Here is a 23,472-nt window from a genome sequence, read left to right on the forward strand (position 1 = left end):
GGCCCACCTGACGGGCCGCCCGGCCGCCGGGCCGCCCGGGGCTAAGCGAACAACCGGTCGAGGACGACGGCGATGCCGTCGTCCTCGTTCGATGTGGTGACCTCGTCGGCCACCGCCTTCAGTTCGGGATGGGCGTTGGCCATGGCGACGCCCCGGGCCGCCCACCGGAACATGGGGATGTCGTTCGGCATGTCGCCGAAGGCGAGGGCGTCCTCCCGGCGCACCCCGAGGTGCTCGGCGGCCAGCGCCAGCCCGGTCGCCTTGGTGATGCCGCACGGCTGGAGCTCCACGGTCCCCGGCCCCGACATGGTGACCGTGGCCAGCGAGCCGACCACGCCCCGGGCCGCCGCCGTCAACTCGTCGTCGCTCAGGCCGGGGTGGCGCAGCAGCACCTTGCTGATCGGCGCGCGCCACAGCTCGTCGCGCCGCTCGACCCGCACGGCGGGCAGGGTCGGGTGCGGCATGCGGTACCCCGGCTCGACGAGCGTCAGCCCGTCCACGCCGTCCTGGTCGACCGCGGCGTACACCTCGCCCACCTCGGCCTCGATCTTGCCGAGCGCGGTCTCGGCCGTCTCCCGGTCCAGAGTGACCGACCACAGCAGCCGGTCCGCCACCGCGTCGTAGAGCTGGGCGCCCTGGCCGCACACGGCGAGCCCGCCGCCGAGGGCCGTCAGCAGCGGCCGTACCCGCGGCGCGGGCCGGCCGGTCACCACGAGGTGCCGGGCGCCGACCGCCGCCGCCCGGGCGAGCGCTGCGCGGGTCCGCGCGGACACGGTGTCGTCGCCGCGCAGCAGCGTGCCGTCCAGGTCGGTGGCGATGAGGGCGTACGCGGGGGGAGGGGGTGCGGCCATGACCAGAGAATACGGACCCGCCAAAGGCCCGGAACCACGGGGAAGCGGGGGCGGGCGCGGGAACCGGTCACCACCGGTGCCCTCTTCCAACTCCCTTTCGCCGCAGGGCAGGTGAGCGGGGCGGCTCGGTACGGCGACCGGTCGCTCCCCCGCCGGGCGGGCGCGGGCCGACGGCCGGCGGGCCGCGCCGGCGGCCCGTGGGCCGCCCCGCCTGCCGGGTCGCCCGGCCGGGGCGGCGTGGCCCGGCGGCCGAAGTCCCGGTCAGACGGGCCTGTCCGGTGCGCCGCCCCGGCGGCTGGTGCGCCACAGCTGGTACAGGTGCCGGGCTCCCGGCCGCACGAAGCGGGCGAGCATCGTGAGGAACGGCATCGGGTCGTCGCCCGCGAGCCAGGCCAGTTCGGTGCCGCTCGCCCGCGCCGGGGCGTGCGGGGTCGTATAGCCGCTGCGGCGGTAGGCGAGCAGCGCGGGCAGGTCGATGTTCTCCACGACGAACCGGTGGCCGGCCCGCTGCTCGCCCTCCGGGACCGGCCGCCCGGTCAGGTCCAGGTGCATGGCGCGCACCACGTCCACCCCCGCCTCGCTCTCGAAGAGCCGGAACTGCGCGCCCATCCGCGGATTGAAGTCCAGCAGCTTGTACCGGCCGTCGCGCCGGTCGAAGCGCAGGTCGAGGTCGACGATCCCGGTGAAGCCGATCTCCTTGACGAAACGCGCGGCGAGGTCCGCGAGTTCGGGGTTGTCCACGACGTACGCGTTCGCCGTCATGCCCGCGTGCGGCGGCCAGGAGCGCACCTTGACGCCGGTGAACAGGGCGAGCGGGTGGGAGTCGCGGTCGAAGTAGGCGTGCACGATCCAGTCCTCGGCCTGCTCGCGCGGCAGGTACTCCTGGATGATCACGCCCGGCCGCTCGCCCCAGTCGCGGGCCAGCGAGAGCAGTCCCGCGCGGGTGGCGACCCGGGTGGTGCCGTTCACGGCCGGCCGGCTGCGGCGCACGAACGCCTCGCGGTTCTTCACCACCACCGGGAAGCGGGCCGTCTCCGCGAACGCCGCGATGTCGTCGTACGACTGCGGGAAGACGGCCGCCGGACTCGGCACGCCGTGCTCCACGCACAGTTCGTGCAGCCCCTGCTTGCTGGCCAGCAGGCGCGGCAGGCCGGACTCGACGCGCGGGAAGAGGAAGTGGCCGCCGAGCGCGTCCTGGTGCTCGGCGATCAGGACGGCGGCCTCCTCGTCGGTGGGCACGAGGACGGCCGGGCGGCCGATGCGGCGCGCGATCCGCAGCAGGCCCTCCACCAGGTGGTCCGCGTCCTCCGTGCCCGTGGTCGGCCAGACGAACGCACGTCTGAGATAGCGGGAGGCGGCCGCCGGGGTGTACGGGTCCTCAGTGACGGCGTACATCGGGACGCCGGCCCGGCCCAGGCTGCGGATCGCTCCCACCCCGCCGTGGTGCAGCGGGTAGTCGCCGAACTTGACGATCAGACCCGGTACGTCCGGGTCCGCCGCGAACGGCACGCCGACGGTTCTCCTGGCCACGGGTCCCCCCACGTGTCCCCCCTGCGGAGCGGATCCACCCCGTCCGCACCCCAAAGGACGCTAAGCCGGAATTAGGCGCTCCCACAAGGCCAATTGGGACATTGCAAACTCTTTAGGCACTGCCGGAAACCGCCGGTGCCCCCGTAACGTGTGGCCCGACCCGCACGAGCGCGGTTCCGCCCCGCACGGCACGCACCACCCGGTACGCACCACTCGTCACGCACCGCACGGCACGTGCCGCCCGGTACGCACCGCACACTCGGCACACACGGCACTACGGCACGCACGGCACACGAAAGAGAGGCAGTACCGATGCCCCCCTTCGAGGTCCCCGAGGGCGATCCCTTCGGCCCGCACAACCTTCCCTACGGTGTCTTCTCCCGCGCCGGATCGCAGGAGAGGACCGTCGGCGTCCGCCTCGGCGACCACGTCCTGGACGCGGGCGCGGCGGCGCTGGCGCTCGGCTCGCCGTACGCCGCGCTCCTCGCCCGGCCGACGCTGAACCCGCTCCTGGCCGCCGGCCGCACCGCTTGGTCGGACGTACGGCGCGCGCTGACCGCGTGGGTGACGGTGCCCGCGCACCAGGAGACCGTGGCCCCGTTCCTGCACCCGCTGTCCTCGGTCACCCTGCACCTGCCCTTCGAGGTCGCCGACTACGTCGACTTCTACGCCTCCGAGAACCACGCCCGGAACGTCGGACAGATCTTCCGCCCGGACGCCGCCGACTCCCTCACCCCCAACTGGAAGCACCTGCCGATCGGCTACCACGGCCGCTCGGGCACGGTGGTGGTCTCGGGCACCGACATCGCCCGCCCGGCCGGCCAGCGCAAGGGCCCCGCCGACCTCGAACCGGTGTTCGGCCCGTCCGTGCGGCTGGACATCGAGGCCGAGGTCGGCTTCGTGGTGGGCGTGCCGTCGCGGATGGGACGGCCTGTGTCGCTGGAGAACTTCCGCGAGCACGTCTTCGGGCTGTGCCTGCTCAACGACTGGTCGGCACGCGACATCCAGGCCTGGGAGTACGTCCCGCTCGGCCCCTTCCTCGGCAAGTCGTTCGCCACGTCGGTGTCGGCGTGGATCACTCCGCTGGACGCGCTGGAGCAGGCGCGGGTGGCGCCGCCGGAGCGCACGCATCCACTGCTGCCCTACCTCGACGACTCCGCGGACGAGCCCGGCGGCTACGACCTGCGGATCTCCGTCGCGATCAACGGGAACGTGGTGTCCGAGCCGCCGTTCTCCACCATGTACTGGACGGCTGCTCAGCAGTTGGCCCACATGACGGTCAACGGCGCCTCCCTGCGCACCGGCGACCTGTACGGCTCGGGCACGGTCAGCGGACCGGAGCCGGGGCAGCGCGGCTCGCTGCTGGAGCTGACCTGGAACGGCCGGGAGCCGCTCGAACTCCCGGACGGCAAGCGGACGTTCCTGGAGGACGGCGACGTGGTCACGCTGTCGGCGTGGGCGCCTGGCGCGGACGGCACGCGGGTGGGCCTGGGCGAGGTCACGGGACGGATCGTCACGGCCTGAGACGGGACGGACCGGCACGGCCCGAGACCGGGCGGACCCGCACGGCCCAAGGCCAGGACGGCGCGGCCCGGCGCGGATCGGCCGGCGGTGCCGGGGCGGGGCGGACGACGGACGGGCCGGTCCGTGCGCCCGGCTCCGTCCCGCCCCCTCCCGCCGCGTCCGGAGGGGCGGAATTCGGCCGCTCTCGGGTCCTGACTCGTGCCGCCCGGCACCGTCATACTGGCGGCGGGACGCGGACCCACGGGACCGGCGCGCGCCGGACCTTCCCCGAGCACGCCCCCGCACCACCACCGCACCACCGACACCCGCCCACCTCCGATCAGGATCCGGAGTCCGTGGCATGACCGTCTGCCTGCTCCTGCTGTGCGCCGTCGCGCTGACGACCGCCGTGCCGGTCCCCCGCGCGCTGACCCGGGCCGGCTGGCCCGAACGGGAACCGGTGGTCGCGCTGTGGGTGTGGCAGTGCCTGGTCGCCACGGTCCTGCTGTGCGCCCTGGCCGCCCTGGTGCTCGGCGCGGCGGCCGTCTTCCACACCGTGCGGGACCAGGTGTTCGCTCCCGCGCCGCCCGCCGTGACCGCCGCCTACGACCTGTCGGCCGCACCGGTCTGGGCCGCCGTCCTCACCCTGCTGTTGGCGAGCGGCGCGGCCTGGACCACGGCGATGCTCGGCCGGGAGGTCGCCGAGGCCCGCAGGCGTCGCGGCCTGGCCCGCGCCCATCTGCGCGAACGCGCCCCCGACCTGCCCGCCGGGCTCCCCGCCGCCCGCGGCCCGATCCTGGTGCTGGAGGACGAGTACCCGGACGCCTGGTGGCTGCCGGGCCATCCGCCCCAGCTGGTCGTCACCACCGGCGCCCTGCACCGTCTCACCGGCCACCAGCTCGACGCCGTACTCGCCCATGAACGCGGCCACGCCCGCGCGCACCACGACTGGCTGCTGCACCTGTCGACCGCGCTGGCGACCGGTTTCCCGCGCGTCCCGCTCTTCGCGCACTTCTGCGACCAGACCCACCGCCTGGTCGAACTGGCCGCCGACGACACCGCCTCCCGGCGGCACGGCCACCTCACCACGGCCCTGGCCCTGATCGAGCTGAACCAGCACCGCGGGGTGCTGTCCTGCGCCTCCAGCCACCGGCTGCTCGGCGAGCGCGTGGACCGCCTGCTCGAACCCCCGCCCCGGCTGGACCGCAGGCGCCGGGCGCTGACGACGACCGCCGCCGCGCTGGTGCCGCTGCTGCCCCTGCTGATCACGTTCGCGCCGGGACTGACGGCGCTGAGCTGAGCCGTACGGGGCCGAGCCGAGCCGCACGGTCTGCGGGGCGGCCTCCCCAGGTGGTGCCCGCGGCTGGCAGTTCATCCCCGTGGACCATCGAAACCGCAGCTCAGCGAGGTCGCGTCGCCCCCCCGTGCCTGGAGCGGCGCTTCCGGCCGCGCCGAACCCGGCAGCCCACCTCCGTATCAGGAGCCGCCCCGGACCCGGCAGCCGCCGTGGGACCGGCAGTCGCCTCGGGAACAGCTACCCGGCAACCGCCCCAGGACCCGTTACCGTCATGTCCAGTCCGGCTCCGGTTCCTCGTCGGGCCACTCGTCCGCCGGGTCCGGCGCGGCGGCGGACGCCGAGTGCGGTGCGGCCGGAAAGGCCGTGCCGGAGGCGGACGGCGCCGCTCCCTGGCCGGACGCCACCGGGTCCGAACCGGACGGGCCGGACGCGTCGGTCGGGCCGCCCAGCGACTCCAGCGCCCCGAGGACGCCTTCCCCGTACGTCGCGAGCTTCTTCTCGCCGACGCCGCTCACCGTGCCCAGCTCGGCCACCGACGTGGGCCACACCGTGACGATCTCGCGCAGCGTGGCGTCGTGGAAGATGACGTACGCCGGGACGCCCTGTTCGCGGGCCTGTTCCGCGCGCCAGGCGCGCAGCGCCTCGAAGGCGGGGAGCAGCGCCTCGGGCAACTCGGCGACGGCGGCCTTGCCGCCCTTGGACCGGCCCGAGCCGGACGACGCGCCCGACTTCGCGGCGGCCGGCCGCTTCGGCTCCTTGCGCAGCGGCACCTCCCGCTCGCGCCGCAGCACCGCCCCGCTGGCCTCGGTCAGCGTCAGCGTGCCGTACTCGCCCTCGACCGCGAGCAGGCCCTGCGCCAGCAGTTGCCGTACGACGCCCCGCCATTCGCCCTCGGTCAGGTCCTCGCCGATGCCGAACACGGACAGCTGGTCGTGGTCGAACTGGATCACCTTGGCGGTGCGCCTGCCGAGCAGGATGTCGATGATCTGTCCCGCGCCGAACTTCTGGCCGCGCTCGCGCCGGAGCCGGACCACCGTCGAGAGGACCTTCTGCGCGGCGACCGTGCCGTCCCAGGTCTCGGGCGGGGTCAGACAGGTGTCGCAGTTGCCGCAGCGCTCCGCGCCCGGCTCCTGGCCGAAGTAGGCGAGGAGCTGGCCGCGCCGGCACTGGACCGTCTCGCACAGCGCGAGCATCGAGTCGAGGTGGGCGGCGGCCCGGCGGCGGAACGCCTCGTCGCCCTCGCCGGACTGGATCAGCTTGCGCTGCTGGACGACGTCGTTGAGGCCGTAGGCCATCCAGGCCGTGGACGGCAGGCCGTCGCGGCCCGCGCGGCCGGTCTCCTGGTAGTAGCCCTCGACGGACTTGGGCAGGTCCAGGTGGGCGACGAAGCGGACGTCCGGCTTGTCGATGCCCATGCCGAAGGCGATCGTGGCGACGACGACCAGGCCGTCCTCGCGCAGGAAGCGGGACTGGTGCGCGGCACGCGTCCCGGCGTCCAGGCCCGCGTGGTAGGGAACCGCCTCGACGCCGTTGGCCGACAGGAACTCCGCCGTGCGCTCCACCGAGTTCCGGGACAGGCAGTACACGATGCCCGCGTCGCCCGGGTGCTCCGCGCGCAGGAAGGACAGCAGCTGCTTCCTGGGGTCGGCCTTGGGCACGATCCGGTACTGGATGTTGGGCCGGTCGAAGCTGGCCACGAAGTGCCGGGCCCCCGGCATGTTCAGCCGCTGGGTGATCTCCTGGTGGGTGGCGTGCGTGGCGGTGGCCGTGAGGGCGATCCGCGGCACGTCCGGCCAGCGCTCGCCCAGCAGCGACAGGGCGAGGTAGTCGGGGCGGAAGTCGTGGCCCCACTGGGAGACACAGTGCGCCTCGTCGATGGCGAAGACGGAGATCTTGCCGCGGGAGAGCAGGTCGAGCGTGTTCTCCAGGCGCAGCCGCTCGGGCGCGAGGTAGAGCAGGTCCAGCTCACCGGCGAGGAACTCGGCCTCCACCACGCGCCGCTCGTCGAAGTCCTGGGTGGAGTTGACGAAGCCGGCCCGCACGCCGAGCGCGCGCAGCGCGTCCACCTGGTCCTGCATCAGGGCGATCAGTGGCGAGATCACGATGCCCGTACCGGGTCTGACCAGGGACGGGATCTGGTAGCACAGCGACTTGCCGCCACCGGTGGGCATGAGGACGACGGCGTCGCCGCCCGCCACCACATGCTCGATGACCGCTTCCTGTTCGCCCCGGAACGCCTCGTACCCGAAGACCCGGCGCAGCGTGGCCAGCGCCTCGCTGTCCGTCACTGGCATCTCGGTGCCACCACCCGTCCCGCTCATCGTCTCGTCCCCCGCACGTCGTCCCTCGACCACTGCCTCCACGATAGGGGGCCGCACCGACACACCCCCGAGTTATCCACAGGCCGCCGGTACGAGAATCGCCACATCCGACCGCAGGCCTCCGCCCGCCACAGACCTCTCCGTACGGCCCCCGTGCTCCCCGCGGTGCCCCACGCCGCCCGCACGGACAACGACTGCCCGGCCCTCCGGTGACGGAGGAGCCGGGCAGTCGCGCGCGCCGGGGGACGGGCTCAGCGCACGAACACCCCCGCCTGGTTCGCCAGGTCCAAGAAGTACTGCGGGGCCACGCCGAGGACCACGGTGACCGCCACGCCTACGCCGATCGCGGTCGTCGTCAGCGGCGAGGGCACCGCCACGGTCGGGCCGTCCGGGCGCGGCTCGCTGAAGAACATCAGCACGATGACGCGGATGTAGAAGAAGGCCGCGATCGCCGAGGAGATCACACCGATCACCACCAGCGGTACCGCACCGCCCTCCGCCGCCGCCTTGAACACGGCGAACTTCCCGGCGAAGCCGCTGGTCAGCGGAATGCCCGCGAAGGCCAGCAGGAACACCGCGAAGACGGCCGCCACCAGCGGGGAGCGCCGGCCGAGGCCGGCCCACTTCGACAGGTGCGTCGCCTCGCCGCCCGCGTCGCGCACCAGCGTCACCACGGCGAACGCGCCGATCGTCACGAAGGAGTACGCGGCCAGGTAGAAGAGGACGGAGGAGACGCCGTCCTTCGAGGTGGCGATGACACCCGCGAGGATGAATCCGGCGTGCGCGATGGACGAGTACGCCAGCAGGCGCTTGATGTCGGTCTGGGTGATCGCGACGATCGCGCCGACCAGCATGGTGACGATCGCCACGCCCCACATCACCGGCCGCCAGTCCCAGCGCAGCCCGGGCAGGACGACGTACAGCAGCCTGAGCAGCGCGCCGAAGGCGGCCACCTTGGTCGCCGCGGCCATGAAGCCGGTGACCGGGGTCGGCGCGCCCTGGTAGACGTCGGGCGTCCACATGTGGAAGGGCACCGCGCCCACCTTGAACAGCAGGCCCATGACCACCATCGCGGCGCCGACGAGCAGCAGCGCGTCGTTGCCCATGGTGTCGGCGAGCGCCGGGTCCACGCTCGCGACGTTGCCCTCGACGACCCGTCCGATCGCGGCGTAGGACACGGAGCCGGCGTAGCCGTAGAGCAGGGCGATGCCGAACAGGGTGAAGGCGGAGGCGAACGCGCCGAGCAGGAAGTACTTGACCGCGGCCTCCTGCGACATGAGCCGCTTGCGGCGGGCCAGCGCGCACAGCAGGTACAGCGGGAGGGAGAAGACCTCCAGGGCGACGAACAGGGTCAGCAGGTCGTTGGCCGAGGGGAAGACCAGCATGCCGGCGACGGCGAACAGGAGCAGCGGGAAGACCTCGGTGGTGGTGAACCCGGCCCGTACCGCGGCCTTCTCGCCGTCGCTGCCCGGCACGGAGGAGGCCTGCGCGGCGAAGGAGTCGACGCGGTTGCCGTGCGCCTCGGGGTCCAGGCGCCGTTCGGCGAAGGTGAACAGGCCGACGAGTCCGGCGAGCAGGATGGTGCCCTGGAGGAACAGCGAGGGGCCGTCGACGGAGACGGCGCCCATCGCCGCGACGTGCGCCTTGGTGGTGCCGTAGCCGTCGGCGGCCAGGGCGACCACGGCGGCGAAGCCGGCGCACAGCGCGACGGCGGAGACGAACACCTGTGCGTAGTAACGGGACTTGCGCGGGACGAACGCCTCGATGAGCACCCCGACGATCGCCGCGCCGACGACGATCAGGGTGGGCGAGAGCTGCCCGTACTCGATCTTCGGCGCCTCGATCTTCGAGATCGGGTCGGCCGCGGTTGTCCACAGGCTGTGGACGGCTGCTGCGCTCACTTGGCCGCCTCCACCTCGGGCTTGGGATCGGTCTGGTGTACGTCCGACATGGTCTGCTTGACCGCCGGGTTGACGATGTCCGTCACGGGCTTGGGGTAGACGCCCAGGAAGAGCAGCAGCACGATCAGCGGCGCCACCACCACCAGCTCGCGCACCTTGAGGTCCGGCATCGCCGAGACCTCGGGCCTGACCGGGCCGGTCATCGTCCGCTGGTAGAGGACGAGGGTGTACAGCGCGGCCAGCACGATGCCGAAGGTGGCGATGATGCCGATGGCCGGGTGCCGGGTGAACGTGCCGACCAGGACCAGGAACTCGCTGACGAAGGGCGCGAGTCCGGGCAGCGACAGCGTCGCCAGGCCGCCGATCAGGAACGTGCCGGCCAGCACCGGGGCGACCTTCTGGACGCCGCCGTAGTCGGCGATGAGCCGGGAGCCGCGCCGCGAGATCAGGAAGCCGGCGACCAGCAGCAGCGCGGCCGTCGAGATGCCGTGGTTGACCATGTACAGCGTCGCGCCGGACTGGCCCTGGCTGGTCATCGCGAAGATGCCCATGATGATGAAGCCGAAGTGCGAGATCGACGCGTAGGCGATCAGGCGCTTGATGTCCCGCTGGCCCACCGCGAGCAGCGCCCCGTAGATGATGCTGATCAGGGCGAGGACCAGGATCACGGGCGTGGCCCACTTGCTGGCCTCGGGGAACAGCTGGAGGCAGAAGCGGAGCATCGCGAAGGTGCCCACCTTGTCGACGACCGCCGTGATCAGCACGGCGACCGGCGCGGTGGACTCGCCCATCGCGTTGGGCAGCCAGGTGTGCAGCGGCCACAGCGGTGCCTTGACCGCGAAGGCGAAGAAGAAGCCGAGGAACAGCCAGCGTTCGGTGCCGGTCGCCATGTGCAGCGAGCCGTTCGCGCGGGCCTGGGCGATCTCGGCGAGCGAGAAGTTCCCGGTGACCGTGTACAGCCCGATCACCGCGGCCAGCATGATCAGGCCGCCGACCAGGTTGTAGAGCAGGAACTTCACCGCCGCGTACGACCGCTGGGTCGCCGCCGTCTCCTCGCCGTGCTCGTGGGCGCGGTCGCCGAAGCCGCCGATGAGGAAGTACATCGGGATCAGCATGGCTTCGAAGAAGATGTAGAAGAGGAAGACGTCGGTGGCCTCGAAGGAGATGATCACCATCGCCTCGACGGCCAGGATCAGCGCGAAGAAGCCCTGGGTCGGCCGCCAGCGGCGGCTGCCGGTCTCCAGCGGGTCGGCGTCGTTCCAGCCGGCCAGGATCACGAACGGCATCAGCAGCGCCGTCAGCGCGACCAGTGCCACGCCGATGCCGTCCACGCCCAGTTCGTAGCGGACGCCGAAGGCCGCGATCCAGGAGTGCGACTCGGTGAGCTGGTAGCGGGCGCCGTCCGGGTCGAAGCGGACCAGGACGGCGATCGCCAGCGCGAGCGTGGCCAGCGAGACGAGCAGCGCCAGCCACTTGGCGGCGGTGCGCCGGGCGGCCGGTACGGCGGCCGTGGCGACGGCCCCGATGGCCGGGAGCACCGCCGTCGCTGTCAGCAGTGGAAAGGACATCGGTATCAGACCGCCCTCATCAGCAGGGTCGCGGCGACCAGGAGCGCCGCACCGCCGAACATCGAGACCGCGTAGGAGCGCGCGAAGCCGTTCTGGAGCCGGCGCATCCGCCCGGACAGGCCGCCCATCGAGGCCGCCGTGCCGTTGACGACGCCGTCCACCAGGGTGTGGTCGACGTACACCAGCGACCGCGTCAGGTGCTCGCCGCCGCGGACCAGGACGACGTGGTTGAAGTCGTCCTGGAGCAGGTCGCGCCGGGCGGCGCGGGTGAGCAGCGAACCGCGCGGGGCGACGGCCGGGACGGGCTTGCGGCCGTACTGCGCCCAGGCGATGGCGACGCCGACCACCAGGCAGACCATGGTGGCGCCGGTGACCGTCGCGGCGCTGAGCGGCGAGTCTCCCTCGCTGTGCCCGGTGACCGGCTCCAGCCAGTGCAGGAAGCGGTCGCCGATGCTGAAGAACGCGCCGCCGAAGACCGAGCCGACGGCCAGCACGATCATGGGGATCGTCATGACCTTGGGCGACTCGTGCGGATGCGGTTCGCTGTGGGCGCCGCGCTCCTCGGCGGCCGGTTCCACGTCGGGCTCGGCCGGGGAGGCGGTGGGCCGGTCGCGCCAGCGCTCCTCGCCGAAGAACGTCATCAGCATCACGCGCGTCATGTAGTACGCCGTGATGGCCGCGCCCAGCAGGGCCGCGCCGCCGAGGATCCAGCCCTCGGCGCCGCCCTTGGCGAAGGCCGCCTCGATGATCTTGTCCTTGGAGAAGAAGCCGGACAGGCCCGGGAAGCCGATGATGGCGAGGTAGCCGAGGCCGAAGGTGATGAAGGTGACCGGCATGTACTTGCGCAGGCCGCCGTACTTGCGCATGTCGACCTCGTCGTTCATGCCGTGCATGACCGAGCCCGCGCCGAGGAACAGCCCGGCCTTGAAGAAGCCGTGCGTCACCAGGTGCATGATCGCGAAGACGTAGCCGATGGGGCCGAGGCCCGCGGCCAGCACCATGTAGCCGATCTGCGACATCGTCGAGCCGGCCAGCGCCTTCTTGATGTCGTCCTTCGCGCAACCGACGATCGCACCGAACAGCAGCGTGACCGCGCCGACGACGGTGACGACGAGCTGTGCGTCGGGCGCGGCGTTGAAGATCGCGCCGGAGCGGACGATGAGGTAGACGCCCGCGGTGACCATGGTGGCGGCGTGGATGAGGGCGGAGACCGGGGTCGGGCCCTCCATGGCGTCGCCGAGCCAGGACTGCAGCGGCACCTGGGCGGACTTGCCGCAGGCGGCGAGCAGCAGCATCAGGGCGATGGCGGTGAGCTTGCCCTCGCCGGTGTCGCCGGTGTGGCTGAGGACCGGCCCGAAGGCGAAGGTGCCGAACGTCGTGAACATCAGCATGATCGCGACGGACAGGCCCATGTCGCCGACGCGGTTGACCAGGAAGGCCTTCTTCGCGGCGGTGGCGGCGCTCGGCTTGTGCTGCCAGAAGCCGATCAGCAGGTAGGAGGCGAGACCGACGCCCTCCCAGCCGACGTACAGCAGCAGGTAGTTGTCGGCGAGGACCAGGACGAGCATCGCCGCGAGGAACAGGTTCAGGTAGCCGAAGAAACGGCGGCGGCGCTCGTCGTGCGCCATGTACCCGATGGAGTACAGGTGGATCAGCGAGCCGACGCCGGTGATCAGCAGGACGAACGTCATCGACAGCTGGTCGAGCCGGAAGGTGACGTCGGCCTGGAAGCCGTCGACCGGGATCCAGCTGAACAGGTGCTGCACCAGGGTGCGGTCCTCGGCGCCCTTGCCGAGCAGGTCGGCGAAGAGGACCAGGCCGATCCCGAAGGAGACGGCCGCGAGCAGGGTGCCGAGCAGGTGGCCGACGCCGTCCAGGCGCCGGCCGCCGACCAGGAGGACGGCCGCTCCGAGCAGGGGCGCCGCGATCAGCAGCGCAATCAGGTTCTCCACGATTCTTCCGACCCCTTACAGCTTCATCAGGCTGGCGTCGTCGACCGAGGCCGAGTGGCGGGAACGGAACAGCGACACGATGATCGCGAGCCCGACCACGACCTCCGCTGCGGCGACGACCATCGTGAAGAAGGCGATGACCTGGCCGTCGAGGTTGCCGTGCATCCGGGAGAAGACGACGAACGCGAGGTTGCAGGCGTTCAGCATCAGCTCGACGCACATGAAGACCACGATGGCGTTGCGCCGGATCAGCACGCCGGTGGCGCCGATCGTGAACAGCAGGGCGGCGAGATAGAGGTAGTTGACGGGGTTCACTTCGACGCCTCCTCGGTCCGCTGGAAGACCGCCGGTTCGTTCCCGGTGCGCTCCAGGCGCTCCTCGGCGCGCTGTTCGATGGCCTTCAGATCGCTCAGCGCCTCGGCCGAGACGTCCCGGATCTGGCCGCGCTCGCGCAGGGTGCGGCTGACGGTCAGCTCCGAGGGGGTGCCGTCGGGCAGCAGGCCGGCGACGTCCACGGCGTTGTGCCGGGCGTAGACGCCGGGGGCGGGCAGCGGCGGTACGTGCTTGCCCTCGCGCACGCGCTGCTCGGCCAGTTCGCGCTGGGTCCTGGCCCGTTCGGTGCGCTCGCGGTGGGTGAGGACCATCGCGCCGAGGGTGGCCGTGATGAGCAGGGCGCCGGTGAGTTCGAACGCGTAGACGTACCGGGTGAAGATGAGGGAGGCCAGGCCCTCCACGTTGCCGTTGGCGTTGGCCTTCCCGGCGCCGGCGAAGTCCTTCAGGGAGGCGTTGGCGATGCCCGCGATGAGCAGGACGCCGAAGCCGAGACCGCACAGCAGGGCCAGCCAGCGCTGGCCCTTGATGGTCTCCTTCAGGGAGTCCGCCGCGGTCACGCCGACGAGCATGACCACGAACAGGAACAGCATCATGATCGCGCCGGTGTAGACGACGATCTGCACGATGCCGAGGAAGTAGGCGCCGTTGGCCAGGTAGAACACCGCGAGGACGATCATGGTCCCGGCCAGGGAGAGGGCGCTGTGCACGGCCTTGCGCATGAACACGGTGCACAGGGCGCCGATCACGGCGACGGTGCCGAGCACCCAGAACTGGAACGCCTCTCCGGTGGAGGTGGTGTAGGCGGCGAGCTGTGCGGTCATCGCCCGATCACCTCCTGCGCGGCCGGTTCCTCGTCACCGGCGGAGGACTCGGCGTCCTGCGGGCGCTCGCCCTTGGAGACGGCCACCTGGCGCTCGGTGCCGGGGGCGGCCTCGGTCACCAGGCCGCGGTAGTAGTCCTGTTCGTCGGTGCCGGGGAAGATGGCGTGCGGGGTGTCGACCATGCCCTCTTCGAGACCGGCGAGCAGTTGCTCCTTGGTGTAGATGAGGTTGGCGCGGCTGGAGTCGGCCAGTTCGAACTCGTTGGTCATCGTCAGCGCGCGCGTGGGGCACGCCTCGATGCACAGCCCGCACAGGATGCAGCGGGCGTAGTTGATCTGGTAGACGCGGCCGTAGCGCTCGCCCGGCGAGTAGCGCTCCTCGTCGGTGTTGTCGGCGCCCTCGACGTAGATGGCGTCGGCGGGGCAGGCCCAGGCGCACAGCTCGCACCCGACGCACTTCTCCAGGCCGTCCGGATGGCGGTTGAGCTGGTGCCGTCCGTGGAAACGCGGAGCGGTGGTCTTCTTCTGCTCCGGGTACTGCTCGGTCAGCCGCTTCTTGAACATGGCCTTGAAGGTCACGCCGAAGCCGGCCACCGGGTTCAGGAAACCGGGCGTGGTCTCCTTGGGTTCCTCAGCCATCGGACGCCTCCTTTCCATCCAGGGTTCCGTCACTGGCAGTGTCCGGCCCGCCACTGACGATCAGCTCCCGCTCCCGGTGCGAGCGGCGCCGGGGCACCGGCGGCAGCTCCTGTCCGGGCAGCGGCGGCACGGGGAACCCGCCGGCCATCGGGTCGAACCCGGCGGGCTCGGGGGCGGGCTGCCGGTCCGCCTTCGCCTTCTCGCGGAACATGTCGGCGACGAAGGACAGCACCAGCAGGGCGAGCACGCCGCCGCCGACGTAGAGGGCGATGTCGGCGAAGTCGTAGTTCTGGTTGCGCAGGGTCCGCACGGTCGCGACGAGCATCAGCCAGACCACGGAGACCGGGATGAGCACCTTCCAGCCGAGCTTCATCAGCTGGTCGTAGCGCACGCGCGGGAGGGTGCCGCGCAGCCAGATGAAGAAGAACAGCAGCAGCTGCACCTTGATCACGAACCAGAGCAGCGGCCACCAGCCGTGGTTGGCGCCCTCCCAGAAGGTGCTGACCGGCCAGGGAGCCCGCCAGCCGCCCAGGAAGAGCGTGGTGGACACGGCCGAGACGGTCACCATGTTGACGTACTCGGCGAGCATGAACATCGCGAACTTGATCGAGGAGTACTCGGTGTTGAAGCCGCCGACCAGGTCGCCCTCGGACTCCGGCATGTCGAAGGGGGCTCGGTTGGTCTCGCCGACCATGGTGACGATGTAGAGCACGAAGGAGACCGGCAGCAGCAGGATGTACCAGCGGTCGTGCTGCTGTTCGACGATGGTCGAGGTCGACATCGAGCCCGAGTACAGGAACACCGAGGCGAACGCGGCGCCCATCGCGATCTCGTAGGAGATCATCTGGGCGCACGAGCGCAGGCCGCCCAGGAGCGGATAGGTGGAGCCGGAGCTCCAGCCGGCCAGGACGATGCCGTAGATGCCGACCGAGGCGACCGCGAGGATGTAGAGCATCGCGATCGGCAGGTCGGTGAGCTGCATCGCCGTGCGGTGGCCGAAGACCGAGACCTCGTTGTCCGCGGGGCCGAAGGGGATCACCGCGATCGCCATGAAGGCCGGGATGGCCGCGACGATCGGCGCGAGGACGTAGACGGCCTTGTCCGCGCGCTTGACGACGACGTCCTCCTTCAGCATCAGCTTGATGCCGTCGGCGAGCGACTGGAGCATGCCCCAGGGGCCGTGCCGGTTGGGCCCGATGCGCAGCTGCATCCAGGCGACGACCTTGCGCTCCCAGACGATGGAGAACAGCACCGTCACCATCAGGAAGGCGAAGCAGAACACCGCCTTGACGACGACCAGCCACCACGGGTCGGTGCCGAACATCGAGAGGTTCTCCGCGGCGAGGGACGACCTCATGCCTCCACCTCCTTGAGGGCGGCCGCGCGCGGCGCGGGACCGATGCGGACGAGGGAGCCGGGCCGCGCCCCGGTGTCGGAGGCGACGCCGGAGCCGGCGGAGTTCAGCGGGAGCCACACCACCCGGTCGGGCATGTCGGTGATCTCCAGCGGCAGTTCGACCGTCCCGGCGGGGCCGGTCACCGCGAGCGGCTCGCCGTCGGCGACGCCCGCCTCGGCGGCGGTGGCGGGCGACACGCGCGCGCGTGCGGCGTGCCGGGTGCCGGCCAGCGCCTCGTCGCCCTCCTGGAGGACGCCGTGGTCGAGCAGCAGCCGGTGGCCGGCGAGGACGGCCTCCCCGGCGGCCGGGCGGGGCAGCGGCGCCGCGCCCTCGGCCGGGTCGTCGGCGTGCGGGCCGCGCCAGGCGCCGAGCCGGTCCAGCTCGGCGTGCGCGGTCCTGAGGTCCGGCAGCCCCAGGTGCACGTCCATGGTGTCGGCCAGCATCTGGAGGACCCTCAGATCGCTGGGGGCCGGGCGGCGGGTCATCTGGTCGGGCTTGAGGGCGGCCTCGAAGAAGCGCGCCCGGCCCTCCCAGTTGAGGAAGGCGCCGGCCTTCTCGGCGACGGCCGCCACCGGCAGGACCACGTCCGCGTGCTCGCTGACCTCGCTGGGCCGCAGCTCCAGCGAGACCAGGAAGCCGACCTCGGCCAGCGCGGCACGCGCGCGTGCCGGGTCGGGCAGGTCGGAGATCTCCACGCCGGCCACCAGCAGCGCCTGGAGTTCGCCGTCGGCGGCGGCCTGGACGATCTGGCCGGTGTCGCGGCCGTAGCGGTGCGGGAGGTCGGCCACGCCCCACACGGCGGCGACCTCCTCCCGCGCGCGCGGGTCGGTGGCCGGGCGGCCGCCCGGCAGCAGCGACGGCAGCGCGCCGGCCTCGATCGCACCCCGCTCACCGGCCCGGCGCGGGATCCACACCAGCTGCGCGCCGGTCGCGGTCGCGGTCCGGACGGCGGCGGTCAGACCGCCCGCCACCGACGCCAGCCGCTCGCCGACGACGAGCACCGCGCCCTCGGTGCGCAGCGCCTCGGCGGCCTGGCTTCCCGCGTCCTCCAGTCCGACGCCGCTCGCCAGCGCGTCCAGCCACTCGGTCTCGGTGCCGGGCGCGGCCGGCAGCAGCGTGCCGCCCGCCTTCGCAAGGCCCCGGGTGGCGTGCGTGGCCAGCGCGAACACCTTCTGCCCGTGCTTGCGCCAGGCCTTGCGGAGCCTCAGGAAGACGCCGGGCGCCTCCTCCTCGGACTCGAACCCGACGAGCAGCACGGCGGGCGCCTTCTCCAGCGCGGTGTAGGTGACGCCCGTGCCGTCGAGGTCCCGGCCGCGCCCGGCGACGCGGGCGGCCAGGAAGTCGGCCTCCTCGCCGCTGTGCACGCGCGCGCGGAAGTCGATGTCGTTGGTGTCCAGCGCCACGCGCGCGAACTTGCTGTACGCGTAGGCGTCCTCGACGGTCAGCCGGCCGCCGGTCAGGACGCCGGTGCGGCCGCGCGAGGCGAGCAGGCCCTGCGCGGCGATCTCGAGGGCCTCCGGCCAGGACGCCGGGACGAGTTCGCCCTCGGGGCTGCGCACCAGCGGGGTGGTCAGCCGGTCCTTGAGCTGCGCGTAGCGGAACGCGAAGCGTCCCTTGTCACAGATCCACTCCTCGTTGACCTCGGGGTCGTTGGCGGCGAGCCGCCGCATGACCTTGCCGCGCCGGTGGTCGGTGCGGGTGGCGCAGCCGCCGGAGCAGTGCTCGCACACGGTCGGCGAGGAGACCAGGTCGAAGGGGCGGGAGCGGAACCGGTAGGCGGCCGAGGTGAGCGCGCCGACGGGGCAGATCTGGATGGTGTTGCCGGAGAAGTACGACTCGAAGGGGTCGCCCTCGCCGGTGCCGACCTGCTGGAGCGCGCCCCGTTCGATCAGTTCGATCATCGGGTCGCCGGCGACCTGGTTGGAGAAGCGGGTGCAGCGCGCGCACAGCACGCACCGTTCGCGGTCCAGCAGCACCTGGCTGGAGATCGGCACCGGCTTCTCGTACGTCCGCTTCCTGCCCTCGAAGCGGGACTCGGCGTTGCCGTGGGACATGGCCTGGTTCTGCAGGGGGCACTCGCCGCCCTTGTCGCAGACCGGGCAGTCCAGCGGGTGGTTGATGAGCAGCAGCTCCATCACGCCGTGCTGGGCCTTCTCGGCGACCGGCGAGGTGAGGTGGGTCTTGACGACCATGCCGTCGGTGCAGGTGATGGTGCACGACGCCATCGGCTTGCGCTGGCCCTCGACCTCGACGATGCACTGGCGGCAGGCGCCGGCCGGGTCGAGCAGCGGGTGGTCGCAGAACCGGGGGATCTCGACGCCGAGCTGTTCGGCGGCCCGGATGACCAGGGTGCCCTTGGGCACGCTGATCTCCACGCCGTCGATCGTCAGCGTCACGAGGTCTTCCGGCGGGAGGGCCGCCGCGCCGCCCGAGGAGGGGGCGTTGGTGGTCACGGTCATGCGAGCACCTCCGTGTGCTGGTCCGCCCAGGCCGTCGACTTGGCCGGGTCGAAGGGGCAGCCGCGGCCCGTGATGTGCTCCTCGTACTCCGCGCGGAAGTACTTGAGGGAGGAGAAGATCGGTGAGGCGGCGCCGTCGCCGAGGGCGCAGAAGGACTTGCCGTTGATGTTGTCGGCGATGTCGTTCAGCTTGTCGAGGTCGGTCATCCTGCCCTTGCCGGCCTCGATGTCCCGCAGCAGCTGCACGAGCCAGTACGTCCCCTCGCGGCAGGGGGTGCACTTGCCGCAGGACTCGTGGGCGTAGAACTCGGTCCACCGGGTCACGGCCCGCACCACGCAGGTGGTCTCGTCGAAGCACTGCAGGGCCTTGGTGCCGAGCATGGAGCCGGCCGCGCCGACGCCCTCGTAGTCGAGGGGGACGTCGAGGTGTTCGTCGGTGAACATCGGGGTGGAGGAGCCGCCCGGCGTCCAGAACTTCAGCCGGTGGCCGGGCCGCATGCCGCCGCTCATGTCGAGCAGCTGGCGCAGGGTGATGCCGAGCGGCGCCTCGTACTGGCCGGGGCTCGCGACATGGCCGCTGAGCGAGTAGAGCGTGAAGCCCGGGGACTTCTCGCTGCCCATCGACCTGAACCAGTCCTTGCCGTTTTTCAGGATCGCGGGAACCGACGCGATCGACTCGACGTTGTTCACCACAGTCGGGCACGCGTAGAGGCCCGCGACGGCGGGGAAGGGGGGACGCAGCCGCGGTTGCCCGCGGCGGCCTTCGAGCGAGTCCAGCAGCGCTGTCTCCTCACCGCAGATGTACGCCCCGGCGCCGGCGTGCACGGTGATGTCGAGGTCCAGCCCGCTGCCCAGGACGTTCGTGCCGAGGTAGCCGGCCGCGTAGGCCTCGCGCACGGCCGAGTGCAACCGCCGCAGCACGGGGACGACTTCACCCCGCAGATAGATGAAGGCGTGCGAGGACCGGATGGCGTAGCACGCGATCACGATGCCCTCGATGAGGCTGTGCGGGTTCGCGAAGAGGAGCGGGATGTCCTTGCAGGTGCCCGGCTCCGACTCGTCGGCGTTGACCACCAGATAGTGCGGTTTTCCATCGCCCTGGGGAATGAACTGCCATTTCATCCCGGTCGGGAAGCCCGCGCCGCCGCGTCCGCGCAGTCCGGACTCCTTGACGTACGCGATCACGTCGTCCGGCGGCATGGCGAGAGCCTTGCGCAGCCCCTCGTACCCCTCGTGCCGTCGGTACACGTCCAGCGTCCAGGACCGGTCCTCGTCCCAGAAGGCCGACAGCACGGGTGCGAGCAGCTTCTCGGGGCTCGCCCCTCCCCCAGCCTCGGGCTGGGAGGTGCCCCCGTAGTTGGTGGACACCGTCATCACTCCCCCTCCTCGGCGACAGGTCCCGACGGATGGGACGGGTCGGAGGCCGATGTGTCCTGCGGCGCGTCGTGGGAGCTGAGGTGCTCCGCCGGCGACGGCCGGTGCCCGGCGGCGTCCCGCTGCTCGTCGTGCGGGCCGCCCTCGCGGGGATGGACCACGCGCGCGGGCGCGGCCTCTCCCCTGGCCAGGCGGAGGCCCGCCAGCGACGCGGGTCCCGCACTGCCGCCGGCCTCGGCGGCGCCCTCCCGCTCGTCGGGGAAGCCGGCCAGGATCCGCGCGGTCTCCTTGAAGGTGCACAGCGGCGCGCCGCGGGTCGGGGTCACCGGCCGGCCCGCGCGCAGGTCGTCCACCAGGCGCTTGACGCTCGCCGGGGTCTGGTTGTCGAAGAACTCCCAGTTGACCATCACGACCGGCGCGAAGTCGCAGGCCGCGTTGCACTCGATGTGCTCCAGGGTGACCGAGCCGTCGTCGGTGGTCTCGCCGTTGCCGACGCCCAGGTGTTCCTGGAGGGTCTCGAAGATGGCGTCGCCGCCCATGACCGCGCACAGGGTGTTGGTGCACACCCCGACCTGGTAGTCGCCGGAGGGCTTGCGCCGGTACATGGTGTAGAAGGTGGCGACCGCGGTGACCTCGGCGGTGGTCAGGCCGAGCACGTCCGCGCAGAAGGCCATGCCGGTGCGGGTGACGTGCCCTTCCTCGGACTGCACGAGGTGGAGCATCGGCAGGAGGGCGGAGCGGGAGTCGGGGTAGCGGGCGATGATCTCGTGCGCGTCGCGCTCCAGGCGCTCCCGGACGTCGTCCGGGTAGGCGGGCGCGGGCAGTCCGGGCATGCCCAGGCTGACGCCCTGTCCGGCCCGCGGGGAAGAAGAGGTGGTCACCGGTCGACGCCTCCCATCACGGGGTCGATGGACGCGACGGCGACGATGACGTCGGCGACCTGGCCGCCCTCGCACATCGCCGCCATGGCCTGAAGGTTGGTGAAGGACGGGTCGCGGAAGTGGACCCGGAAGGGGCGGGTGCCGCCGTCGGAGACGGCGTGCACGCCGAGTTCGCCCTTGGGCGACTCGACCGCCGCGTAGGCCTGGCCGGGCGGGACGCGGAAGCCCTCGGTGACCAGCTTGAAGTGGTGGATCAGAGCCTCCATGGAGGTGCCCATGATCTTCTTGATGTGGTCGAGGGAGTTGCCGAGGCCGTCGGGGCCGAGGGCGAGCTGCGCGGGCCAGGCGATCTTCTTGTCGGCGACCATGACGGGGCCGGGCTGGAGCCGGTCCAGGCACTGTTCGACGATCCGCAGCGACTGGTGCATCTCCTCCAGCCGGATCAGGAACCGGCCGTAGGCGTCGCAGGTGTCGGCGGTGGGGACGTCGAAGTCGTACGTCTCGTAGTCGCAGTACGGCTGGGTCTTGCGCAGGTCGTGCGGCAGGCCGGTGGAGCGCAGGATCGGGCCGGTGGCGCCGAGGGCCATGCAGCCGGCCAGGTCGAGGTAGCCGACGTCCTGCATGCGGGCCTTGAAGATGGGGTTCCCGGTGGCGAGCTTGTCGTACTCCGGGAGGTTCTTGTGCATCTTCTTCACGAACTCGCGGATCCGGTCCACCGCGCCGGGCGGCAGGTCCTGGGCGAGTCCGCCGGGCCGGATGTAGGCGTGGTTCATCCGCAGGCCCGTGACCAGCTCGTAGATGTCGAGGATCATCTCGCGGTCGCGGAAGCCGTAGATCATGATCGTGGTGGCGCCCAGCTCCATGCCGCCGGTGGCGATGCACACCAGGTGGGAGGAGAGCCGGTTCAGCTCCATCAGGAGCACCCGGATGATCTTGGCGCGCTCGGTGATCTGGTCCTCGATGCCGAGGAGTTTCTCGACGGCGAGACAGTAGGCGGTCTCGTTGAAGAAGGACGTCAGGTAGTCCATCCGCGTCACGAACGTGGTGCCCTGCGTCCAGGTGCGGAACTCGAGGTTCTTCTCGATGCCGGTGTGCAGGTAGCCGATGCCGCAGCGGGCCTCGGTGACCGTCTCGCCCTCGATCTCCAGGATGAGCCGCAGCACTCCGTGGGTGGAGGGGTGCTGGGGGCCCATGTTGACGACGATGCGCTCGTCGTCGGCGCGGGCCGCGGACTGGACGACCTCGTCCCAGTCGCCGCCGGTGACCGTGTAGACGGTGCCTTCCGTGGTCTCCCTCGGGGAGGCGTGCGAAGTGCTCACGAGTACGACCTCCGCTGGTCCGGAGCCGGGATCTGGGCGCCCTTGTACTCGACGGGGATGCCGCCGAGGGGGTAGTCCTTGCGCTGCGGGTGGCCCTGCCAGTCGTCCGGCATCATGATCCGGGTCAGCGCCGGGTGGCCGTCGAAGACGATCCCGAAGAAGTCCCAGGTCTCGCGCTCGTGCCAGTCGTTGGTCGGGTAGACGGAGACCAGCGAGGGGATGTGCCGGTCGTGGTCGGGGGTGCTGACCTCCAGCCGGATGAGCCGGTTGTGGGTGATCGAGCGCAGGTGGTAGACGGCGTGCAGCTCGCGGCCCTTGTCATGCGGGTAGTGGACGCCGCTGACGCCGGTGCACAGTTCGAAGCGCAGGGCGGGGTCGTCGCGCAGGGTGCGGGCGACGCGGAGCAGGTGCTCGCGTTCGATGTGGAAGGTGAGTTCGCCGCGGTCGACGACGGTCTTCTCGATGGCGTTGCCGGGCAGCAGGCCCTGTTCCTCCAGGGCGCCCTCCAGTTCGTCGGCGACCTCGTCGAACCAGCCGCCGTAGGGCCGGCCGGAGGGGCCGGGCAGGCGGACCGAGCGGACCAGGCCGCCGTAGCCGGAGGTGTCGCCGCCGTTGTTGGCGCCGAACATGCCGCGCTGGACGCGGATCTCCTCGCCGCCCTGGCCGCGCTGGCCGGGGAGGTTGTCGGCGGCGAGGTCCTTCTCGGGGTTGACCCCGTCGGAGCCGTTCGGGCCGCCGCCCTGGGTGCCGTTCGCGTCGCTCACCGCAGCAGCCCCTTCATCTCGATCGTGGGCAGGGCCTTGAGCGCCGCCTCCTCCGCCTCGCGGGCCGCCTCCTCCGCGTTCACGCCGAGCTTGGTGGACTGGATCTTCTGGTGGAGCTTGAGGATCGCGTCCATCAGCATCTCCGGGCGCGGCGGGCAGCCGGGCAGGTAGATGTCGACGGGGACGATGTGGTCGACGCCCTGGACGATCGCGTAGTTGTTGAACATGCCGCCCGAGGAGGCGCAGACGCCCATGGAGATCACCCACTTGGGGTTCGGCATCTGGTCGTAGACCTGCCTCAGGACCGGCGCCATCTTCTGGCTGACCCGGCCGGCCACGATCATCAGGTCCGCCTGGCGGGGCGAGCCGCGGAAGACCTCCATGCCGAAGCGCGCCAGGTCGTAGCGGCCGGCGCCGGTGGTCATCATCTCGATCGCGCAGCAGGCCAGGCCGAAGGTGGCCGGGAAGACGGACGCCTTGCGCACCCAGCCCGCGGCCTGCTCGACGGTGGTGAGCAGGAATCCGCTCGGCAGCTTTTCTTCGAGTCCCATGTCTCTATGGCCCC

The 23,472-nt window shown here is 71.7% G+C and carries 18 protein-coding genes; 2 read left to right on the plus strand and 16 right to left on the minus strand.

Going from position 1 to position 23,472, the window contains the following annotated elements:
* Positions 1-41: 41 nt before the first annotated feature.
* Positions 42-851, minus strand: a complete 810-nt coding sequence (locus tag AB0N63_RS35070; RefSeq protein ID WP_365535863.1) for a Cof-type HAD-IIB family hydrolase — start codon at positions 849-851, stop codon at positions 42-44.
* A 261-nt stretch (positions 852-1,112) separates the two neighbouring features.
* Positions 1,113-2,360 (minus strand): ATP-grasp domain-containing protein, encoded by a 1,248-nt coding sequence (locus AB0N63_RS35075; RefSeq protein ID WP_365535919.1) that lies wholly within the window; start codon positions 2,358-2,360, stop codon positions 1,113-1,115.
* A gap of 333 nt (positions 2,361-2,693) precedes the next feature.
* On the opposite strand from AB0N63_RS35075, the gene fahA reads away from it, so the two are divergent.
* Both fahA and AB0N63_RS35085 read left to right on the plus strand, forming a co-directional pair.
* Entirely contained in the window at positions 2,694-3,905 is a 1,212-nt protein-coding gene (gene fahA / locus AB0N63_RS35080) for a fumarylacetoacetase (protein WP_365535866.1), read from the plus strand.
* 340 nt (positions 3,906-4,245) lie between these two features.
* A complete protein-coding gene (locus AB0N63_RS35085; protein ID WP_365535868.1) occupies positions 4,246-5,184 on the plus strand; it encodes a M56 family metallopeptidase in 939 nt (312 codons plus the stop codon).
* A gap of 266 nt (positions 5,185-5,450) precedes the next feature.
* Here the strand turns inward: AB0N63_RS35085 and recQ are convergent, their stop codons facing one another.
* The 14 genes from recQ to AB0N63_RS35155 form a co-directional block, all read right to left on the minus strand.
* Entirely contained in the window at positions 5,451-7,475 is a 2,025-nt protein-coding gene (recQ, locus tag AB0N63_RS35090) for a DNA helicase RecQ (protein WP_365535871.1), read from the minus strand.
* A gap of 278 nt (positions 7,476-7,753) precedes the next feature.
* Positions 7,754-9,403, minus strand: a complete 1,650-nt coding sequence (gene nuoN, locus AB0N63_RS35095; protein WP_365535874.1) for an NADH-quinone oxidoreductase subunit NuoN — start codon at positions 9,401-9,403, stop codon at positions 7,754-7,756.
* A complete protein-coding gene (locus tag AB0N63_RS35100; RefSeq protein WP_365535877.1) occupies positions 9,400-10,971 on the minus strand; it encodes an NADH-quinone oxidoreductase subunit M in 1,572 nt (523 codons plus the stop codon). The genes nuoN and AB0N63_RS35100 overlap by 4 nt, the downstream gene beginning before the upstream one ends.
* A 5-nt stretch (positions 10,972-10,976) precedes the next feature.
* A complete protein-coding gene (gene nuoL, locus AB0N63_RS35105; protein WP_365535880.1) occupies positions 10,977-12,923 on the minus strand; it encodes an NADH-quinone oxidoreductase subunit L in 1,947 nt (648 codons plus the stop codon).
* Between the two features lie 15 nt (positions 12,924-12,938).
* Positions 12,939-13,238: an NADH-quinone oxidoreductase subunit NuoK gene (nuoK, locus tag AB0N63_RS35110; protein WP_365535883.1), complete on the minus strand. Its 300-nt coding sequence runs from the start codon at positions 13,236-13,238 to the stop codon at positions 12,939-12,941.
* Entirely contained in the window at positions 13,235-14,077 is an 843-nt protein-coding gene (locus tag AB0N63_RS35115; RefSeq protein WP_365535886.1) for an NADH-quinone oxidoreductase subunit J, read from the minus strand. Before AB0N63_RS35115 ends, nuoK begins: the two co-directional genes overlap by 4 nt.
* Complete coding sequence (gene nuoI, locus AB0N63_RS35120; RefSeq protein WP_365535889.1) at positions 14,074-14,715, minus strand: NADH-quinone oxidoreductase subunit NuoI; 642 nt, start codon at positions 14,713-14,715, stop codon at positions 14,074-14,076. The genes AB0N63_RS35115 and nuoI overlap by 4 nt, the downstream gene beginning before the upstream one ends.
* The gene (gene nuoH, locus AB0N63_RS35125; protein WP_365535892.1) at positions 14,708-16,072 is read right to left on the minus strand and encodes an NADH-quinone oxidoreductase subunit NuoH; all 1,365 of its coding nucleotides are present in this window, start codon (positions 16,070-16,072) and stop codon (positions 14,708-14,710) included. Before nuoH ends, nuoI begins: the two co-directional genes overlap by 8 nt.
* Positions 16,069-18,570, minus strand: a complete 2,502-nt coding sequence (locus AB0N63_RS35130) for an NADH-quinone oxidoreductase subunit G (protein ID WP_365535895.1) — start codon at positions 18,568-18,570, stop codon at positions 16,069-16,071. Before AB0N63_RS35130 ends, nuoH begins: the two co-directional genes overlap by 4 nt.
* Positions 18,567-19,943, minus strand: a complete 1,377-nt coding sequence (gene nuoF, locus AB0N63_RS35135; RefSeq protein WP_365535897.1) for an NADH-quinone oxidoreductase subunit NuoF — start codon at positions 19,941-19,943, stop codon at positions 18,567-18,569. The genes AB0N63_RS35130 and nuoF overlap by 4 nt, the downstream gene beginning before the upstream one ends.
* Positions 19,943-20,824, minus strand: coding sequence for an NADH-quinone oxidoreductase subunit NuoE (gene nuoE / locus AB0N63_RS35140; protein ID WP_365535899.1), 882 nt, complete (start codon positions 20,822-20,824; stop codon positions 19,943-19,945). Before nuoE ends, nuoF begins: the two co-directional genes overlap by 1 nt.
* Positions 20,821-22,143: an NADH-quinone oxidoreductase subunit D gene (locus tag AB0N63_RS35145; RefSeq protein ID WP_365535901.1), complete on the minus strand. Its 1,323-nt coding sequence runs from the start codon at positions 22,141-22,143 to the stop codon at positions 20,821-20,823. Before AB0N63_RS35145 ends, nuoE begins: the two co-directional genes overlap by 4 nt.
* Positions 22,140-22,907: an NADH-quinone oxidoreductase subunit C gene (locus AB0N63_RS35150; RefSeq protein ID WP_365535904.1), complete on the minus strand. Its 768-nt coding sequence runs from the start codon at positions 22,905-22,907 to the stop codon at positions 22,140-22,142. The genes AB0N63_RS35145 and AB0N63_RS35150 overlap by 4 nt, the downstream gene beginning before the upstream one ends.
* The gene (locus AB0N63_RS35155; protein ID WP_009190037.1) at positions 22,904-23,458 is read right to left on the minus strand and encodes an NADH-quinone oxidoreductase subunit B family protein; all 555 of its coding nucleotides are present in this window, start codon (positions 23,456-23,458) and stop codon (positions 22,904-22,906) included. Before AB0N63_RS35155 ends, AB0N63_RS35150 begins: the two co-directional genes overlap by 4 nt.
* Between the last annotated feature and the right edge of the window lie 14 nt (positions 23,459-23,472).

The organism is Streptomyces sp. NPDC093260 (assembly GCF_040683715.1).
GTDB classification, from domain to species: Bacteria; Actinomycetota; Actinomycetes; order Streptomycetales; family Streptomycetaceae; genus Streptomyces; species Streptomyces sennicomposti.

Excerpts from the sequence above, each read along its gene's own strand:
- fahA (WP_365535866.1), top strand. The coding sequence starts at position 2,694 with ATGCCCCCCTTCGAGGTCCCCGAGGGCGATCCCTTCGGCCCGCACAAC.
- AB0N63_RS35155 (WP_009190037.1), bottom strand. The coding sequence starts at position 23,458 with ATGGGACTCGAAGAAAAGCTGCCGAGCGGATTCCTGCTCACCACCGTC.
- nuoF (WP_365535897.1), bottom strand. The coding sequence starts at position 19,943 with ATGACGGTGTCCACCAACTACGGGGGCACCTCCCAGCCCGAGGCTGGG.
- AB0N63_RS35085 (WP_365535868.1), top strand. The coding sequence starts at position 4,246 with ATGACCGTCTGCCTGCTCCTGCTGTGCGCCGTCGCGCTGACGACCGCC.
- nuoI (WP_365535889.1), bottom strand. The coding sequence starts at position 14,715 with ATGGCTGAGGAACCCAAGGAGACCACGCCCGGTTTCCTGAACCCGGTG.
- nuoH (WP_365535892.1), bottom strand. The coding sequence starts at position 16,072 with ATGAGGTCGTCCCTCGCCGCGGAGAACCTCTCGATGTTCGGCACCGAC.
- AB0N63_RS35070 (WP_365535863.1), bottom strand. The coding sequence starts at position 851 with ATGGCCGCACCCCCTCCCCCCGCGTACGCCCTCATCGCCACCGACCTG.
- AB0N63_RS35100 (WP_365535877.1), bottom strand. The coding sequence starts at position 10,971 with ATGTCCTTTCCACTGCTGACAGCGACGGCGGTGCTCCCGGCCATCGGG.
- recQ (WP_365535871.1), bottom strand. The coding sequence starts at position 7,475 with ATGCCAGTGACGGACAGCGAGGCGCTGGCCACGCTGCGCCGGGTCTTC.
- AB0N63_RS35115 (WP_365535886.1), bottom strand. The coding sequence starts at position 14,077 with ATGACCGCACAGCTCGCCGCCTACACCACCTCCACCGGAGAGGCGTTC.
- AB0N63_RS35130 (WP_365535895.1), bottom strand. The coding sequence starts at position 18,570 with ATGACCGTGACCACCAACGCCCCCTCCTCGGGCGGCGCGGCGGCCCTC.